The sequence below is a fragment of the Mucilaginibacter lutimaris genome (genome assembly GCF_042676625.1).
Lineage (GTDB): Bacteria > Bacteroidota > Bacteroidia > Sphingobacteriales > Sphingobacteriaceae > Mucilaginibacter > Mucilaginibacter lutimaris.
Genome location: NZ_JBHTIA010000003.1, coordinates 629,674 through 648,692 on the forward strand (window position 1 = coordinate 629,674; position 19,019 = coordinate 648,692).

Here is a 19,019-nt window from a genome sequence, read left to right on the forward strand (position 1 = left end):
TACAATTCAGTTTATAGTACTTAGCTTTAGCGTACTAATTGTATATGCCGGGCATACTTTAAACCGAATTGTAACATCTATGAATATCCAGAAACGTTTGCTTGCCGTTTGCTTTATTGTAGCGTCAATTACTGCGCAGGCGCAAAAAGCAGCATCCAAATTATATCATGAACCATATAGGCTTCAGGCGCATTTTTCACCAAAAGAGAAATGGACCAACGACCCTAATGGGATGGTATATTATAAAGGTACTTATCACCTGTTTTTTCAGCATTATCCCAAAGCTTCGGTATGGGGGCCTATGCACTGGGGCCACGCGGTAAGTAAGGACCTTATCCACTGGAAGCAAATGCCCATAGCATTATACCCCGATAAACTGGGCTATATTTTTAGCGGGAGTGTTGTAGTTGATGAAAACAATACATCGGGCTTTGGTACAAAGGATAAACCGGCCATGGTAGCCATATTTACTCATCACAACCCAAAGGGCGAGAAGGCTAATACATCTGCCTTTCAAAACCAAAGCCTGGCCTACAGCCTTAACGAAGGCGTTACCTGGGTAAAGTACCTTGGTAACCCGGTACTTAAAAACCCGGGCATAAAAGATTTTCGCGACCCTAAGGTGTTTTGGTACGCCAAGGATAAAAAATGGGTTATGAGCCTGGCCACTAAAGATAGGATAACCTTCTATTCATCTCCAAACCTTAAAGACTGGAAAAAGGAAAGCGATTTTGGGCAGATGCTTGGCGCGCACGGTGGTGTTTGGGAATGCCCTGATCTGTTTCCGCTTAAGTTAAATGGTAAAGAGTATTGGGTGTTATTGGTAAGCATAAATCCCGGGGGGCCAAACAAGGGGTCGGCAACGCAATATTTTGTTGGGCATTTTGATGGTAAAAACTTTACCCCAAGCAGTAATCAAACTAAATGGATAGACTACGGGCCTGATGATTATGCCGGTGTAACTTTTGGCAACACCGGTAACCGTAAAGTGTTTTTAGGCTGGATGGGTAACTGGATGTATGCTAACGAGGTGCCAACAGTTAAATGGCGCAATGCCATGACCATTCCGCGCGAGCTTTCGTTGAAGCTTGCGGCGGGCGATATTTACCTGGCATCAACCCCGGTTAAAGAACTGAATAAAATTGCCACCCAAACTCTTGATGTTGATGCGTTGCAATTAGCCAAAAACAACAACATATTTTCTGTTATAAAACAAACACCCACACAATATGTGCTAAAGTTTAACACCGCGGCCGTAAAAGATTACGCTGTAGTACTATCAAATGCCTATGGCGAAAAACTGGTTGTAGGTTATGATGCGGCAAACAGCCGTTATTATATAGACCGCACAAAGGCAGGGCAAAGCGCCTTTAATAAACAATTTGCTGCTATAGCATATGTGCCGCGCGTATCATTACTACCAACCTCAAATTTTGAGTTATTGGTCGATGTATCATCCGTAGAGTTGTTTGCAGATGGAGGCTTAAGCACCCTCACCGGCATATACTTCCCTAAAAAGCCTTACACAAGTTTAGGCATTATAAACAATGGTATGGAGATAGAAAAGCTACAGATACAGCCTTTGAAGTCTATTTGGTAGTTATTATTGTTTAATTGGTAAAAACTGGTAGCTAAACCTATACATACCGTTTTGGAAGGTCATCGTAATAGAAAAACCTTCTGCAACGGGTTTGCCATCAATAGTTGCGGGCTTTAGGCGTGGTAGTGTACGCAGTTTATTTATCAGGCTTTGTGATATATTGATATTGAAAGGATTAATGGCTTTCAGTTTGGCAAGGTTACCCGTTTCCGTTATCTCTCCTTCGATTGTCAATAGCTCATCGTAAGATTTCAGGTCGATTGTATTAAGGTAACTGCTTAACGCCTCCCCAATACGTTCAGAAAATGAATTCATGCCGCCGGAGTAACTGGCGTGTATTATTGTTTTTGGTTTGCTAAAACCACAGCCAAACTGCGAAAAGCTTAGCCTTTCGGCGCCTACAAATAAAAATAATGTTGGTGAGATCAGTTCCATACGCGGCCCGTCTGTATACTCATTAAATGAGGTAATGCCTTTTTTAAATGCACCCAAATTATACACTTCTGCGGTAAAGTCAGAATTATCCGCCGTTTTTTTGGATCTCCACTTACCATCCGGCCTGCCATTAAGCAACTTGCCCTTCCAGTATATAAACCCCATATCCGAGCGGTAAATACCATTGCCGTTGTCTACGGTTTTTTTGCCCTTTTCATCCCAAACATCAATAATTTTAATATCTGTACCGCTGGCATCAAAAGTCATTAGTGGTTTCCCTGTGTTGTAAAATAGCTCCCATTTGCCTTCAAACTTATCGTGCTTAAAGCTACCCCTTGCCTGCGGCGTACCGTCTAAATAATTAATAATGAACGGTCCCTCTTTAAGCCCTTCAGCAGAATAGGCGCCTTGGGTTATAATCAATTGAGGGTTATCGTGGCTTACATCTTTGAAAGGGCCGGTGAACTTTCTCTGTTGCAGATCTACATGGCAGTAACGAAGTATCTGGCTACAGTTCTCTTCAATTAAATTAAATTCTTCATTTAAGCCTAAACGGATGCTGTCGCCTTTTATAAACTCGAGCCTGATGTTTCTTGAAACAGAAGCAGTTTCCTGTGCAGATGCGATAGAATAACAGCAAAGTGCTGCTATAAAGGTAATTAGGTATAATTTCATGATAAGGTTATCGTCCTGTTAAGGTACAATAAATACTTGATTCTTAAAAAGTATTTTTTGGCGACAGTTTAAACTTCATCAACCACTCACCTGTAAAGTAATTGAAATTAATGGTGGCAGCATTTTGTCAGTGCCTAAAAATATAAATATTTGATTATTAGTGCATTGTAGTTTATTGATTGCTTGTGCAAACGTGAACGTGAACAAAACCGTCATATGTACAATTAAAATTATCGGTACATACAGGCCCTATGTTGCAACTCTATGCATATGCGGTTTGTGCGTTGGGAGATGGTAACGATCTGAAGATAAAATACAGTCTCAAAGCTTTCATTATTAAGAAAATAATATAGGCGAAAAAGCGCCAAAAATGTTGAAAACTTTTTGGTGGTAAAAAGTGTCATAAAGTGGTAAAAGTAAACTACTTTTACGTAACAAATATTGTTGACCGTAAAGAATGTCCTATTTAACCGGAGAATTTAATTGTAAACTGGATGCCAAAGGGCGGATGATGATCCCTTCGGACCTCAAAAAACAGCTTCCGGAAGCTGAGAAAGAGGGCCTTGTGATCAATCGTGGCCTTGAGAATTATCTCGTTATTTACACTAAACGGGAATGGGACAAGAAACTTGACGAGCTGAGCAAACTTAACGAATACGACAGAAAAGCCATTCAGTTTGTAAGATATTTTACCGCTGGTGCAACAAATTTGCAGCCCGACGGCACCGGGAGGGTTAACCTACCAAAGAATTTACTGGATTACGCCGGTATAACTAACGAGGTTGTGTTAACCTGTATGCTAAATAAGGTAGAGGTTTGGGATAAAAAGGCGCATGAGAAAATGATAAGTGAGGAGCCTGAAAACTTTGCCGCGTTAGCCGAAGAGGTTATGGCTAATAAAGGAAGGGGGCGCGATGAGTAATTATCACGTACCTGTTATGCTGGCCGAGTGCATAGAGGCTTTGAATATTAAGCCGAACGGTACTTATGTTGATGTAACCTTTGGCGGTGGCGGGCACTCGCGTGAGATTTTAAAACACCTTGGCGAAGACGGCCGTTTGTTTGCTTTTGACCAAGATGCCGATGCGCAGCAGAATTTGATAGATGATGACAGGTTTATCTTCATTGATCAGAATTTTAGGTATCTAAAGAATTTTACCCGCCTGCATGATGCTATTCCGGTTGATGGGATCCTGGCAGATCTGGGGGTATCATCTTACCAGTTTGATCAGGCCGAGCGTGGTTTTTCTATCCGCTTTGATGCCGAACTGGATATGCGTATGAACCAGGCATCAGACCTGAGCGCTAAAGAGGTAGTGAATAACTACAGCGAGGTCGATCTGCACCGCATCTTCGGAATGTATGGCGAGGTGCAAAATGCGAAATCGCTTGCCAAAACCATTGTGACCGCAAGGCTTAACGGACCAATAAATACCGTGGCGGATCTGAAGAATGCGATAAGCAACATCACCCCAAGGGGGAAAGAAAATAAATACCTGGCGCAGGTTTTCCAGGCGTTAAGGATAGAGGTTAACCAGGAACTGGAAGCCCTGAAAGATTTTCTTAATCAGTCCGCAGAGGTTTTAAAGCCCGGTGGCAGGCTGGTGGTAATGTCTTACCATTCGCTGGAAGACAGGCTGGTAAAAAACTTTATCGCCAAAGGTAAATTCAGCGGTGAGGTAGAAAAAGATCTATACGGAAATAATAACCGCCCGTTTGATGCGGTTAGTCGCGGCGCTATTGTAGCCACCGACGAAGAGATAGTGTTAAATAACAGGGCACGCAGTGCCAAATTAAGGATAGCTGTAAAAAAATGACCAATCGTTTACGTACAGAAATTCAGGAAGAAGAATTAGAGGAGCAAAAGCTTATTGTGGAAGAAAAGCCTGTAAAAAAGGAGCTTCCGGATAACTTTTTTACCCAGTTCTTAAGAAATGGGGTTATCACTACCGATGATGCTACCAGCGCTTTGCCATTTATTTTTTACTTAGCCTTTTTAGGGATGTTATACATTGGTAACAGGCACCTGTCTGAAAACAACATCCGCGATATTGATAAAATAAGTAAAGAGGTTAAAGAACTAAGTTGGGAATATAAAAGTACTAAGGCTGATTTGGCCTTTAAAAGCACATTAAACGAGGTTGCGAAGCGGGTAGATACTTTGGGCATCAAAGAATCTAACGAGCCGCCACAAAAAATAACTGTAAAGGAGGATGTACAGGAATGAGTATCAGGACCAATATACTTGTTAGGGTTTACCTTGCTTTTGGGTTGATCTTGCTTTTTGCGGGGGCTGTGTTATTTCAGCTTTGCCGTGTACAGTTTGTGCAGGGTAAAAAATGGCAGGCCATGTCTAAGGCGCAGTCTACCCGTTACAAAAACATTGAAGCAACAAGGGGTAACATCTTCGCTAACGATGGCAGCCTGCTGGCAACATCGGTGCCGGAGTATGAATTGCATATGGATATGCTTGCCGGTGGTATCGAGAATGATAAGGTCTTTAACGAGAAGATAGATTCATTGGCTATGAAGCTATCCAGCTATTTTGGCGATAAATCGGCACGTGAATATTCAAGGATCTTCCGCGATGCCCGTAAGGATAGTTCGCGTTATCAATTGGTTAGGCGTAAGGTTACTTACCAGCAACTAAAAGAGATCCGCAAGTTCCCGATCTTTAACCTGGGAAAATATAAAGGCGGTTTAATAGCGGTTCAGCAAAACAGGCGCATTTTCCCTTTCCGTTTTTTAGCCGAACGTACTATTGGATATAAAAACGCCAATGTGAAGAATGGCGTTGGCCTTGAAGGTGCCTATGCCGATTATATCAACGGTGAAAGCGGCAAACGCCTGGAGCGCCGTATGGCTGGTGGTGTTTGGATGCCTATTAACGACGAAGATGAGATAGCGCCAAAAGAAGGGGCCGATATTATATCTACCATTGATATAAACATGCAGGACTACGTGCAAAGCGCGCTTGAAAAGCAATTGATAATTACCAAAGCCGACCACGGTACAGCCATATTAATGGAAGTAGCTACCGGCGAGGTAAGGGCCGTTGCCAACTATACCCGCATGCCGGATAATACTTTTAAAGAGAAATTTAACTATGCTATTGCAGGCAACCAGGATCCCGGCTCAACCTTTAAGCTGGCATCGTACATGGCTTTGTTGGAGGATAACAAGGTAGATACAAGCACCCGGGTAAATACCGGCGAATTCCCTATTCCCGGTCATGTTATTAAAGATTCGCACGGTAGCATAGGGGTTGTATCGGTTAAAAAGGCGTTCGAAAAATCATCAAACGCCGCCGTTGCTTCATTGGTAAGTAAATACTATAAAGATAACCAATCTAAATTTACAGACCACCTGTACGATTGGCACCTGAACGAAAAAATGGACCTGCAAATTCCTGGTGAAGCACAGCCTGTGGTTAAAAATCCAAATAACCGCAGCTGGAATAAGAACATGACTCTGCCCCAAATGGCTTATGGGTACGAGATGCAGCTTACGCCCTTAAAAATGTTGAGCTTGTATAACGCTGTTGCCAATAATGGCAAAATGATCACCCCTGTTTTTGTAAAAGAAATTCGGCGCTTAGGCAATACGGTAGAGCGCTTCCAAACCAAAGTGCTTAATAACAAGATCTGCTCTGATGTTACCTTGAAAAAAATGCAGGAAATGTTAGAGGGTGTAGTAGTTGAAGGCAGCGGCCGCGAGTATGTGTACAATCCGTTATATAAAATAGCCGGTAAAACGGGTACCGCCCAGGTTGCCGATGCAAATAAAGGTTATAAAGCTAAAAAGCAATACCAGTCGTCGTTTTGTGGTTACTTCCCGGCAGATAAACCTAAGTACTCGCTTATAGTAGTTATCAACGACCCTAAGAATGGGTATTACGCGGCATCAGTTGCCGGCCCTGCGTTTAGGGAAATTGCCGATAAAGTTTATGCCGCCGATATGGACCTTAACCAGGCGCCAGCTCATTTAATTGGTAATACCACGCTGCCTAAGTTTAAACAAGGCAACTTAAAGGCATTAAAGAAGGTGTACGAAAAATTAGGCGTTAAACCATTGTATGCATCAGTTACGCCAAGTGGTATTGATACCAGCAGCGGTATAGCATCAGAGGATAATAAATATAAAACAGGCACAGTGCCAAACGTTACCGGCATGGGCTTAAGCGACGCGCTTTTTGCCTTGGGTAACGCAGGCTATAAGGTAGCGGTAAAAGGAAGTGGCCAGGTAGCCACACAGTCGGTAACCGGTGGCAGCATTATACCAAAAGGTTCAAAAATAATTATAGAACTGCAATGAGATATTTAAGCGATATAATTGAAGGGGTAGCATTTACCGAATTACAGGGAAGTGCCGATGTGGAAATATCCGCCATTGTATTTGACTCGCGTAAGGTAGTGCCGGGCTGTATGTTTGTTGCGGTAAAAGGTACCGCTGTTGATGGGCACGATTATATCGATCAGGCTATCAAAGATGGCGCTATAGTTATTATTTGCGAAGAGCTGCCTGCACATACGGCAACCGAAGTAGATTTTTTAATGGTGGCCGATTCTGCAAAAGCATTGGCAACTATTGCTGCAAACTTTTACGAAAACCCTTCATCAAACCTAAAGCTGGTTGGTGTTACCGGTACAAACGGTAAAACCACTATAGCTACGCTTTTATATAAGCTTTTTATTGATATGGGCTATAAATGCGGTCTTTTATCTACCGTGGAGAACCAGGTGAATGGCCGCATAATACCATCAACCCATACCACGCCGGATCCTGTTGCATTGAACAAGCTACTTGCCGACATGGTAGACGAAGGCTGCGATTACTGCTTTATGGAAGTAAGCTCGCATGCTGTTTCGCAGCATAGGGTGGATGGGCTTAAGTTTTCGGGCGGGATCTTCTCTAACCTTACGCACGACCATTTGGATTATCATAAAACATTTGATCAATACTTAAAGGCCAAAAAGACCTTTTTTGATAATCTGCCCAAAAGTGCTTTCGCTTTAACCAACAGCGACGATAAAAATGGGAATGTGATGTTGCAGAATACCTCTGCACACAAAAAATCATACGGCCTTAAAAGCATGGCCGATTATAAGGCACGAATTATTGAGAACCAGTTTGGTGGCTTACTGCTGAACATAGATAATGAAGAAGTTTGGTTTAAGTTGGTGGGTACGTTCAACGCTTACAATCTGCTCGCTGTTTATTCGGCAGCTATGTTGCTGGAGCAGGATAGATCAAAAGTATTGGTAAGCTTAAGCAGATTAACCGGAGCCGAAGGCAGGTTTGAATATATAGTTGCCCTTAATAAGGTAATAGGTATTGTGGATTATGCCCACACGCCCGATGCAGTGCAGAATGTGCTGAGCACTATTCATGATATACGTAAAGGGAGCGAAAAAGTAATAACGGTAATAGGCTGCGGTGGCGAGAGGGACAAAACCAAACGCCCGGTAATGGCTAAGGTTGCCAGCGAGTGGAGCGATAAAGTGATCCTTACATCAGATAACCCGCGCACCGAAGACCCTGCCCAGATCATAAAAGATATGGAAACAGGTATCGACCCGGCATTCAAACGCCACACCGTAAGCATAGCCGACAGGCGCGAGGCTATTAAAACCGCCTGCATGTTTGCGCAACCGGGAGATATTATCCTGCTTGCCGGCAAGGGCCACGAAAAATACCAGGAAATAAATGGTGTGAAAAACCATTTCGACGATATGGAGGAGTTACAGGAACAATTTAAACAACTGAATTAAAACAAAGCCGATGCTTTACTACCTGTTTACCTATCTAAGTAAAAACTACAGTATCCCCGGGATAGGTGTATTCCAGTACATCACCTTCCGGATGGCTATGGCGGTAATTGTATCGTTATTGGTTACCACTGTGTATGGCCGCAGGTTAATTGATTACCTGCGCTTTAAGCAGGTTGGCGAAACTGTACGTAACCTTGGGCTGGAAGGGCAGATGCAAAAATCGGGTACGCCTACAATGGGTGGTATCATCATTATTCTTGGTATCCTTATACCCACATTGCTTTTTGCCAAACTTGATAATATTTATATCGTAATGATGCTGGTAACCACAATTTGGTTAGGCCTCATCGGTTTCCTGGATGATTATATTAAAGTATTTAAAAAGAATAAAGAGGGCCTTGCGGGTAAGTTTAAAATAACGGGCCAGGTAGGCTTAGCGCTCATCATCGGTTGGACGATGTATTTCCATACCAACATAACCATCAGGCAGGAAGTTAAGCTGCCCGTTAAGTACGATGTGCCTGTTGATTTTCATATGCGTGGCGATAAGCAGGTTTATACCCAAGATATTAAATCGACCAAAACCACCATGCCATTTTACAAGAACAACGAGTTTGATTACGCAAAGGTGCTTAAGTTTTTAGGACCTGGTTATGAGCATTACGCGTTAATGGTATTTATGGTATTTGTTATTGTTATCATAACCGCAGTATCAAACGGTGCAAACATAACCGATGGTATAGATGGGCTTGCTACAGGCACATCAGCCATTATTGGCTTAACGCTTGCAATTTTAGCTTATGTATCGGGTAACACCCTGATTGCCGATTACCTGAACATTATGTATATCCCTAATTCGGGCGAACTGGTAATTTTTGCCGGTGCGTTTGTAGGTGCTTGTGTAGGTTTCTTGTGGTATAATTCTTACCCGGCACAGGTTTTTATGGGCGATACAGGCAGCTTAGCTATTGGAGGTATCATTGCAGTATTTGCCATTATCATCCGTAAGGAGTTACTGGTGCCGGTACTGTGCGGTGTGTTCCTGGTAGAAAATGTTTCGGTAATGATGCAGGTAGGCTGGTTCAAATTTACCAAACGCAAATATGGCGAAGGCCGCAGGATCTTCCTGATGGCACCGCTGCATCACCATTATCAAAAGAAAGGTTTCCATGAATCCAAGATCGTTACCCGTTTTTGGATCATCTGCATTTTCCTGGCCATAATAACGGTGATAACGCTGAAGCTTCGTTAGTGAATAATAAGTAGAGAATAGAGATCAGTTAAAATGAACGATAACAAAAACATATCAACCCAAAGGCTTGCCATACTTGGCGCCGGCGAAAGCGGCGTTGGGGCGGCATACCTTGCCCAACAGCAGGGGTATGATGTTTTTGTGTCGGATTTTGGGGCAATAGCCGGTCATTACAAACAACAGTTGCAGGAGTGGAATATCCGGTTTGAAGAAAACGGCCATACCGAAACGGAGATACTATCCGCCATAGAAGTGGTAAAAAGCCCGGGTATACCAGACAAGGCACCGATGGTTAAAAAACTGGTGGAGAAAGGTATCCCGGTAATATCCGAGATTGAGTTTGCAGGTCGCTATACCGATGCTAAAATGATATGTATAACCGGCTCTAACGGTAAAACAACCACCGCCAGCCTTACTTATCATATCCTTAAAAATGGCGGCTTAAATGTAGGCCTTGCGGGTAACATTGGTAAAAGCTTTGCCTACCAGGTAGCTACCGAAAAGTATGATTACTACGTGCTGGAGATAAGCAGCTTTATGTTGGATAATATGTACAGGTTTAAGGCAGATATAGGGGTATTGTTAAATATCACCCCAGACCACCTGGACCGTTACGACTATAAATTGGAGAACTACGCGGCGTCTAAATTCAGGATAACGCAAAACCAGGGTGCTGACGATTATTTTATTTACTGCGCAGACGACGCGGAGACTAAAAAAGTAATTGAAGGCAAATTAATATCGGCAAAGCAACTGCCTTTTTCGATAGAAAAAAAGATTGAAGAGGGAGCATATCTCGACGACGATAACAACCTAATTATAAACGTACACCAAGAACATTTTCAAATGTCAATAAACGAACTGGCCCTGCAGGGTAAGCACAACATCTACAATTCAATGGCATCTGGTATTGTTGCCAAAGTGCTTGAGCTGCGCAACGAAACAATGAGGGAGAGCATGGGTAACTTCAGGAACATTGAACACAGATTGGAGTCGATAGGTAAAATATCGGGTATCAGTTTCATTAATGATTCTAAGGCTACCAACGTAAACTCTACATGGTACGCGCTGGAGAGCATGACCAGTGACGTAATATTGATATTGGGAGGTGTGGATAAAGGCAACGATTACAGCATGCTTAAACCCCTGGTAAAGCAAAAAGTAAAAGCTATTGTATGCCTCGGTAAAGACAATAAGCGTATCCATGATGCATTTGAAGAAGATGTGGAGGTAATTGTAAATACCATGTCGGCAGCAGAGGCGGCGCAGGTAGCTTATCACCTGGCAACCAAAGGCGACACAGTATTATTGTCACCCGCCTGTGCAAGCTTCGATCTGTTCAAAAATTACGAAGATAGGGGGCGTCAATTCAAGGATGCCGTTAAAGAACTATAATTCTGATGGAAATATAAATGATATAAATCGGTGAAATCAAATAATCGGTGAAATTCAAAAGAACAATATGAATCAAATACTCAGTAACGTAAAAGGAGACCGCTGGATATGGCTTATCGTCATCCTGCTGTCTGTGCTATCCATGCTGGCTGTGTATAGCTCAACAGGTACTATTGCGTATAAACATAATAAAGGCGCAGAGTCATACTTGGTAAAGCACATGTTTATGATCATAGGCGGTATCGCACTGATGTACTTTTCGCATTTGTTAGACTATCGTTACTATGCCGGTATTTCAAAAATATTAATGGTTATTACCATTCCATTATTGCTGTATACATTGGTATTTGGTAGCCATGTAAATGATGCAAGCCGTTGGATCGCTATCCCCGGTACAGGGTTAACCTTCCAAACCTCCGATTTGGCAAAGCTGGCACTAATTACTTACCTGGCCCGTACACTGTCGCGCAAGCAGGAGAATATTAAGGATGTAAAAAACTCATTTTTGCCAATCATGGGTTCGGTTTGTTTAGTTTTTATACTGATAGCGCTGGCAAACCTTTCAACGGCCTTGATGCTGTTTGGGGTAAGTATTTTGTTGCTCATCATAGGCCGCATCAGTATAAAGCAAATTGCTATAGTATGTGTTGCAGGCGGGTTTTTATTAGCAGGTGTAATGCTGTTAGGCCCGCGCCGCACAACGTATATGTCCCGTATTCATGCGTTTATGCACCCCGAAGCAGCTAACCCCGATAAATCGTTCCAGTCAGATCACTCTAAGATAGCCATAGCTACCGGCGGTGTGTTTGGTAAAGGCCCCGGTAACAGTACCGAGCGTAATTATCTGCCACACCCGTATTCGGATTTTATTTATGCAACTATTGTTGAAGAATATGGTTTAATAGGCGGCTTCATGCTGGTAGGCATCTATCTGTTCTTACTGTACAGATGTATAAAAATTGTAACTAAAGCGCCTAAAGCCTTTGGGGCCTTATTGGCTGCGGGCTTAAGCTTTAGTTTAACCATACAGGCGTTTGCCAACATGGCAGTAGCTGTAGGCTTAGGCCCGGTAACAGGCGTGCCGTTGCCATTGGTTAGTATGGGCGGTACGTCTATTCTATTTACCAGCGTGGCCTTTGGTATCATACTATCGGTGAGCAGGGATATAGATGAGCCGAAGAAGGTTGTAGTAGGTGAGATAAGTATAGCGTAAAGAGAAGCAAGAAGTCAGGATTTAGGAAGCAAGAAAGGAAATGGCAAAAAGAATTATCATAAGCGGCGGCGGTACTGGGGGGCATATCTTCCCGGCTATTGCTATTGCCAATGCTTTGAAAAAGCTTGACCCTGATACCGAAATACTATTTGTTGGCGCCAGCGGCCGTATGGAAATGGAAAAAGTACCGGCGGCAGGTTATAAAATTATTGGGTTAGATATTCAGGGTATTCAGCGTAAATCACTTTGGAAGAATGTGATGTTCCCTATTAAGCTGTTTAAGAGTGTGCGCAGGGCCATCCGGATCATTGAAGATTTTAAGCCCGATGCCGCGGTAGGTGTGGGTGGTTATGCATCTGGTCCGTTACTTTACGCCGCATCGTTAAAGGGCATCCCAGCGCTGTTACAGGAACAAAATTCTTACGCCGGTATCACTAACAAATGGTTGGGTGGCAGGGCAAAAAAGATATGTGTGGCTTTCGATGGTATGGAGAAGTTTTTCCCGTTTGATAAGATCATCAAAACAGGCAACCCTATCCGTAAAGAGTCGGTGAATATCGCCGGCAAACATATGCAGGCGCTTGAGCTTTATAAACTGTCATCATTTAAAAAAACAATACTGATAACCGGGGGTAGCCTTGGCGCGCGTACTTTAAATACCAGCATCATGGCAGGTATCAATAAGATAGTTGCTGCTGATGTACAGGTAATATGGCAAACGGGCAAGTTTTATCATAAAACCATTTTAGAGCAGTTAGGGCCCGATAAACACCCGGACATTTGCGTGGTAGAATTTCTGAACCGTATGGACCTGGCATATGCTGCTGCCGATGTAATTATATCAAGGGCGGGCGCAGGTACAATTGCCGAACTGTGTGTAATTAAAAAACCGGTTATACTGGTGCCATCACCAAACGTGGCCGAGGATCACCAAACCAAGAACGCGCTGGCATTGGTAGAAGAGAACGCCGCGCTATTTGTGGCAGACAGGGATGCCGAAACAAAGTTAGTAGATAAGGTGCTTGCACTTTTAAATGATAAAGATCTGCAAAGAACATTAAGCAATAATATTGGCAAACTGGCACTGCCCGAAGCTGATGAAGTTATTGCGAAAGAGGTTATCCAAATAACAAACAACAATTAAATCGGCTAATCTCTCCGTTTGGGGAGATAGCCTTTTTTAAAAGACATGGAACTAAACAACATAAAAAGAGTTTACCTGGTAGGTATAGGCGGCATAGGCATGAGCGGCCTTGCGCGTTATTTCCACCATTTAGGTTGTGTTGTTTGCGGGTACGATAAAACAAGCACCCCACTAACAGATAGCTTGCACAACGAAGGCATATGCATGTTGTTTGAGGATAACACTGATCTTATCCCCATGAGTTTTCAAAATGTTGATGAGGGTACGCTAGTTATTTATACCCCTGCAATTCCAAAAGATTCAGAGATCCTAAACTATTTCAAAAGAAAGGGTTTCGACTTGCAAAAGCGGTCGCAGGTATTGGGTATCATCAGCAAAAGCATGTACACCATTGCGGTGGCCGGCACACATGGCAAAACCACCACATCCTGCATGATAGCGCATATCCTGAAGGATTCGGGTAAAGATTGCTCGGCTTTTTTGGGCGGCATCTCATCCAACTACCAAACCAATGTGCTCTATGGCGCTAATAATATTGTAGTGGTAGAGGCCGATGAGTACGATCGCTCTTTCCTGACCCTGCACCCCGATGTGGCTATTATTACATCAATGGATGCCGACCATCTGGATATCTATGGCGATCATTCCCAATTAGAAGAGTCGTTTAAGCTATTTGCATCGCAGCTAAAGCAGGGTGGTACGCTTATTTACCATAAAGGCCTGCCATTGGTTGAGGGCGTGACCTACGCCATGAATAGCGAGGCGCAGGCTATGGCAACTAATGTGCGAATAGAAGAAGGCAACTTCTATTTTGATTTTAATGATGGTAAAACCAGCATCCCTGATATTAAAATGGGCATAGCCGGCTTGCACAATATAGAGAACGCTACTGCTGCTATTGAAGCCGCGCTGCATGTAGAAGTATCTGCAGAGGCTATTCACGAAGCGTTGGGTTCTTTTAATGGCGTTAAACGCAGGTTTGAATACATTGTAAAAAACAACAGGCAAATTTATATTGATGATTATGCCCACCACCCCGAAGAGTTACGGGCGGCTATATCATCGGTAAAGCGTTTATACCCTAATAAAAAATTAACGGTGATATTTCAGCCACACCTGTTTACCCGCACCCGCGATTTTGCCGACGGCTTCGCCGAAGTACTTGATATGGCCGATGAGCTATTGTTATTAGATATTTACCCTGCTCGTGAACTGCCTATAGAAGGAGTTGATAGTGATATGATCCTGAGTAGGATGAAAATGTTAAATAAGCGCAAATGTGGAAAACAAGAAAGCGTTGATATTGTGGCATTTGAAAAACCTGAGTTACTTTTAACGGTAGGCGCCGGCGATATAGATACGTTGGTTTTACCCCTAAAACAAGTTATAGAGAATGTTTAAAAAACGCATATGGAAACCGCTGCTTATTGGCTTTGGCTGGCTTATCAGCCTGGCCAGCCTGGTGGTGCTTATGAGTTTTATTGAAGTGAAGAAGGCAGAGTTGGTTTGTAAAAAAGTAAATGTATACATACCCGGCAATCAATATTTTTTAGACAGGCAGGAGGTTGATAACATACTGCAAACCACCAGCCATACGCTTATTGGCCGCCGCTTACAAAATATAGATATACACGCGCTCGAAAACAAATTGAAGCATAATCCCTTTGTTGAATTTGCAAAGGTATATGTAGATATGGATGGAGTTATACAGGTTGAGGTTAGCCAGCGCCAACCCATACTGCGCATGATGAACCGTTTTGACCAGGACTTTTACGTTGATCAGAATGGTTTAAAAATGCCGTTATCGCAAAACTTTACCGCAAGGGTGCTGGCGGTTAACGGCTTTATAGATGAGCTGTTTGCCAACAAGGTTGACTCGTTACGCACGCCGCTGGCAAAAGAGATATTTAAAACGGCCGATTTTATCAGGAAGGATTCGCTTTGGGATGCGCAGATAGCACAGCTGTATGTAAACCAGGATCACGAGATAGAATTGGTGCCGCGCGTAGGCAACCAGCGTATATTGCTGGGTAATGCCGATTCGCTGGCTACAAAGTTTGCCAACTTAAAAATATTTTATAAGCAGGCTTTGCCTTTGGTTGGGTGGGATGCTTATAAACTGATCAATATTAAATATTATAACCAGGTTGTAGGAGTGAGGAATGAAACATTGATCGATTCGATCAAGCGCCGTAAGCAGTTTATGGCCGATTCGGTAAAGAAGGCAACGATAGCATCGTTTAAAAGTGACACAGTAGGGAATGGCGATAACGCGCCGGTATTAGAAAGCACAGAGATAAAGACATCTATTAAAAACTAAGTATATGGACAAAAGTTCGACACAAGAAAAAAGTTCGCCAATTGTAGTAGGCCTTGATATAGGAACCACTAAAATTTGTGCAATAGTTGGCCGCAGAAGCAAAAATGGCAAAATAGAGGTATTGGGAATAGGAAAGGCCGAATCGGCCGGTGTAACGCGCGGTATGGTGTCAAATATCGATAAAACCGTGCAGGGTATTACCGCCGCGGTTGATATTGCCGGTACGCAATCAAATGTCGAGATCAGGATAGTGAATGTAGGTATAGCGGGTCAGCATATAAAAAGCTTACAGCACCGTGGTTTAATTACCCGTAAGGATCTGAGCTCCGAAATAAGCCGCAAGGATATTGATAAGCTGGTTGAAGATATGTACAACCTGGTAATGCCTCCGGGCGAGGAGATCATCCACGTACTACCGCAGGAGTTTACAGTAGATAATGAACCGGGTGTGAAAGACCCTATAGGCATGGCTGGTGTGCGTTTGGAAGCGAATTTCCACATCATATCTGGCCAGGTAACGGCTATTAAAAACATTGTTAAATGTGTTAACAAAGCCCAGTTGGAAAGTCAGGAGTTGATACTGGAGCCTTTAGCATCGTCAGAATCTGTATTGAGCGACGAAGAAAAAGAAGCCGGTGTGGTTTTAGTAGATATTGGTGGTGGCACAACAGATGTGGCCATCTTCCACGAAGGTATCATTCGTCATACCGCGGTTATCCCGTTTGGTGGTAACAGTGTTACAGAGGATATCCGCGAGGGTTGTTCGGTAATGCGTAACATAGCCGAGCAGTTGAAAGTAAGGTTTGGATCGGCCCTGGCAGAAGAGAACAAAGAGAATGAGATTGTTTGCGTACCAGGCTTACGTGGCCGCGAACCCAAAGAGATCTCAGTAAAGAACCTTGCCTTTGTTATCCAGGCGCGTATGGAAGAAATCATTGAGCATGTTTATTACGAGATCAAATCATCGGGCTATGAGAAAAAACTTATTGCAGGTATAGTAGTAACAGGTGGTGGTGCGCAGTTAAAGCACCTTACACAGCTGATTGAATACGTAACAGGTTTAGATTGCCGCGTAGGTTACCCTAACGAGCATTTGGCCAAGAATGAGTTTTTACCAAAGAATGTTTACGAGGACTTGCAGAGCCCAACTTTCGCAACAGGTATAGGCCTGTTGATAAAAGGTATTCAGAAGATGGAATATAATGGCATTAAAGAAGTGCCGGCAACAACATCAGTTAAAGCCGAAAAAACGAAATATACCGACGACAGAAAATTTGGCCTGCTGGGCAAGATCCTGGAGTCGGGCAAGAAATTTATTAAGGACGATATAAAAGACGAGGACTTTTTGAAATAAGTGGAGCCTCTCCCCAACCCTCTCCGAAGGAGAGGGAGCAAGAAAAGAAGTCTCCCCTATTGGGGGAGATTTAGAGGGGGCTTTTTATTCACATCCTAAAACTTTTCCACATTGTGCACATTTGTGGAAAAACCTTGTGGAAAAAGTCATATTATTACAATAAGAAAATCTATCTATTCACCAGAATACATATAGCTGAAAATAAGGATTATGCAGTTTGAGATGTTAAAGGAAAAATCGTCTATCATCAAGGTAATTGGTGTTGGCGGCGGCGGCGGTAACGCGGTAAACCATATGTACAGGCAGGGGATCACCGGTGTTGATTTCATTATTTGTAATACCGATGCCCAGGCGCTTGAGCTAAGCCCTATCCCCAATAAAGTACAGTTAGGCGCAAGCCTAACCGAAGGTATGGGTGCCGGGTCTATACCCGAAGTGGGTAAAAACTCCGCTATCGAAAACATCGACGATATTAAGCAAATGCTTGGCTCAAATACCAAAATGCTGTTCATTACAGCTGGTATGGGTGGTGGTACCGGTACAGGCGCAAGCCCTATCATAGCCAAAGCAGCACGCGAAATGGATATCCTAACCGTAGGTATCATTACAACTCCATTCTCATTTGAGGGCAAACGCCGTAAAATGCAGGCCGATGCCGGTATGGAAGAGCTAAAGAAATATGTAGATTCTTTCCTGGTGATCTCAAACGACAGGTTACGTCAGATCTTTGGTAATTTAACCATGAGCTCGGCATTTGGGCAGGCCGATGATATTTTGACCACTGCCGCTAAAGGTATAGCCGAGATCATCACACTGCCTGGCTATATAAACGTGGATTTTAAGGATGTGCGCACCGTTATGAAAGACAGTGGCGTATCTATAATGGGTAGCTGCACTGCCGAAGGCGAGAACCGCGCTTTAAAAGCGGTTGAAGGTGCTTTATCATCGCCCTTATTAAAGGATAACGAAATTGAAGGTGCGCGTTACATCTTACTAAATATCAGCTCGGGCCTTAAAGAGGTGACCATGGATGAGGTAAGCGTTATCACCGATTATATACAGGAAGAAGCAGGCTTAGCTGCAGACCTGATTTGGGGTAACTGTGTTGATGAAAACCTTGGCGAAAAATTATCTGTTACCATCATCGCTACAGGTTTCCAAACTAAAGACGAGCGCGAGAAAGAGAACAGTAACAAAAAAGTAGTATCGATGCTGGTGCCTGAAAGTGCACCATTGGTAAAGCCGGTTAACGAGTTTATTACCCCGGTAAAACCTGATGCTGAAATGGACACCACGCCATATATGAAGCTTAAGGACGAGCCCAAACAAACCGGTTTATTTGACTTGTTTGCCCGCGCCGAAGAGCAGGATGCTGCCGATAATGGTATCATCAGGTACGACCTTAACGAAGAAGCACCGGCTGCTGCCGAAGAAAATGACCCATCTGAGTTTACTTTTAAAGTAACCGAAACAGTGATGAATTTCGAGCCGGTTGTTGCCGAAGTAAAAGCGCCTGAGCCTGAACCCGAGCCGGAGGTTGTTAATGCCGACGAAAATAAAACAGACGAATCAATAGAAGAACAACTGCGTAAATCCCGCGAACGTATCATGCGTTTGAAAGACCTGAGCATGAAGTTACGTAACGGCAACATCCAGGAGCTGGAGAACATACCGGCTTACAAACGCAAGGAGATCGCTTTACAGCAAACACCGGCGAGTGATGAAAGCCAGGTATCAAGGTTCTCGTTACTGCCTGATAGCGATGGCAAAACCGAGATCAGGAACAATAATTCTTTCCTGCACGATAATGTTGACTAATTGATCTAAACCCAAATATGAAGCCCCTCGCAACAATGCAGG

General features: G+C 43.3%; 15 protein-coding genes. 14 read left to right on the forward strand and 1 reads right to left on the reverse strand.

Features of this window, described 5'->3' with window-relative positions; translation table 11 throughout:
• The first annotated feature begins 79 nt into the window (after positions 1–79).
• Positions 80–1,600 (forward strand): glycoside hydrolase family 32 protein, encoded by a 1,521-nt coding sequence (locus ACFQZI_RS03660; RefSeq protein WP_377138544.1) that lies wholly within the window; start codon positions 80–82, stop codon positions 1,598–1,600.
• A gap of 3 nt (positions 1,601–1,603) precedes the next feature.
• Here ACFQZI_RS03660 and ACFQZI_RS03665 read toward each other — a convergent pair whose 3' ends face one another.
• Entirely contained in the window at positions 1,604–2,710 is a 1,107-nt protein-coding gene (locus ACFQZI_RS03665; RefSeq protein ID WP_377138546.1) for a hypothetical protein, read from the reverse strand.
• Positions 2,711–3,167: 457 nt separating this feature from the next.
• Here ACFQZI_RS03665 and mraZ point away from each other — a divergent pair, with 457 nt between their 5' ends.
• From mraZ to ftsZ, 13 genes are all read left to right on the forward strand, one after another.
• Positions 3,168–3,632, forward strand: coding sequence for a division/cell wall cluster transcriptional repressor MraZ (gene mraZ / locus ACFQZI_RS03670; protein WP_377138549.1), 465 nt, complete (start codon positions 3,168–3,170; stop codon positions 3,630–3,632).
• Entirely contained in the window at positions 3,625–4,527 is a 903-nt protein-coding gene (gene rsmH / locus ACFQZI_RS03675; protein ID WP_377138552.1) for a 16S rRNA (cytosine(1402)-N(4))-methyltransferase RsmH, read from the forward strand. The genes mraZ and rsmH overlap by 8 nt, the downstream gene beginning before the upstream one ends.
• Positions 4,524–4,937 (forward strand): FtsL-like putative cell division protein, encoded by a 414-nt coding sequence (locus ACFQZI_RS03680; protein WP_377138555.1) that lies wholly within the window; start codon positions 4,524–4,526, stop codon positions 4,935–4,937. Before rsmH ends, ACFQZI_RS03680 begins: the two co-directional genes overlap by 4 nt.
• Positions 4,934–7,024: a penicillin-binding protein gene (locus ACFQZI_RS03685; RefSeq protein WP_377138558.1), complete on the forward strand. Its 2,091-nt coding sequence runs from the start codon at positions 4,934–4,936 to the stop codon at positions 7,022–7,024. Before ACFQZI_RS03680 ends, ACFQZI_RS03685 begins: the two co-directional genes overlap by 4 nt.
• Positions 7,021–8,481: a UDP-N-acetylmuramoyl-L-alanyl-D-glutamate--2,6-diaminopimelate ligase gene (locus ACFQZI_RS03690; protein ID WP_377138561.1), complete on the forward strand. Its 1,461-nt coding sequence runs from the start codon at positions 7,021–7,023 to the stop codon at positions 8,479–8,481. Before ACFQZI_RS03685 ends, ACFQZI_RS03690 begins: the two co-directional genes overlap by 4 nt.
• Positions 8,482–8,491: 10 nt before the next feature.
• Positions 8,492–9,733: a phospho-N-acetylmuramoyl-pentapeptide-transferase gene (gene mraY / locus ACFQZI_RS03695; RefSeq protein ID WP_377138564.1), complete on the forward strand. Its 1,242-nt coding sequence runs from the start codon at positions 8,492–8,494 to the stop codon at positions 9,731–9,733.
• Between the two features lie 33 nt (positions 9,734–9,766).
• Positions 9,767–11,128 carry a UDP-N-acetylmuramoyl-L-alanine--D-glutamate ligase gene (gene murD, locus ACFQZI_RS03700; RefSeq protein WP_377138567.1) on the forward strand — a complete coding sequence of 454 codons (1,362 nt, stop codon included), beginning with the start codon at positions 9,767–9,769 and terminating at the stop codon, positions 11,126–11,128.
• A gap of 67 nt (positions 11,129–11,195) precedes the next feature.
• Positions 11,196–12,341 (forward strand): FtsW/RodA/SpoVE family cell cycle protein, encoded by a 1,146-nt coding sequence (locus ACFQZI_RS03705; protein WP_377138569.1) that lies wholly within the window; start codon positions 11,196–11,198, stop codon positions 12,339–12,341.
• Between the two features lie 40 nt (positions 12,342–12,381).
• Positions 12,382–13,485, forward strand: coding sequence for an undecaprenyldiphospho-muramoylpentapeptide beta-N-acetylglucosaminyltransferase (gene murG / locus ACFQZI_RS03710; protein ID WP_377138572.1), 1,104 nt, complete (start codon positions 12,382–12,384; stop codon positions 13,483–13,485).
• Positions 13,486–13,530: 45 nt separating this feature from the next.
• Positions 13,531–14,886: a UDP-N-acetylmuramate--L-alanine ligase gene (gene murC, locus ACFQZI_RS03715; protein ID WP_377138575.1), complete on the forward strand. Its 1,356-nt coding sequence runs from the start codon at positions 13,531–13,533 to the stop codon at positions 14,884–14,886.
• Entirely contained in the window at positions 14,879–15,805 is a 927-nt protein-coding gene (locus ACFQZI_RS03720) for a cell division protein FtsQ/DivIB (RefSeq protein ID WP_377138577.1), read from the forward strand. Before murC ends, ACFQZI_RS03720 begins: the two co-directional genes overlap by 8 nt.
• A 4-nt stretch (positions 15,806–15,809) precedes the next feature.
• Positions 15,810–17,159, forward strand: a complete 1,350-nt coding sequence (gene ftsA / locus ACFQZI_RS03725) for a cell division protein FtsA (protein ID WP_377138580.1) — start codon at positions 15,810–15,812, stop codon at positions 17,157–17,159.
• Between the two features lie 210 nt (positions 17,160–17,369).
• Positions 17,370–18,977: a cell division protein FtsZ gene (gene ftsZ, locus ACFQZI_RS03730; protein WP_377138583.1), complete on the forward strand. Its 1,608-nt coding sequence runs from the start codon at positions 17,370–17,372 to the stop codon at positions 18,975–18,977.
• The last annotated feature ends 42 nt before the right edge of the window (positions 18,978–19,019 follow it).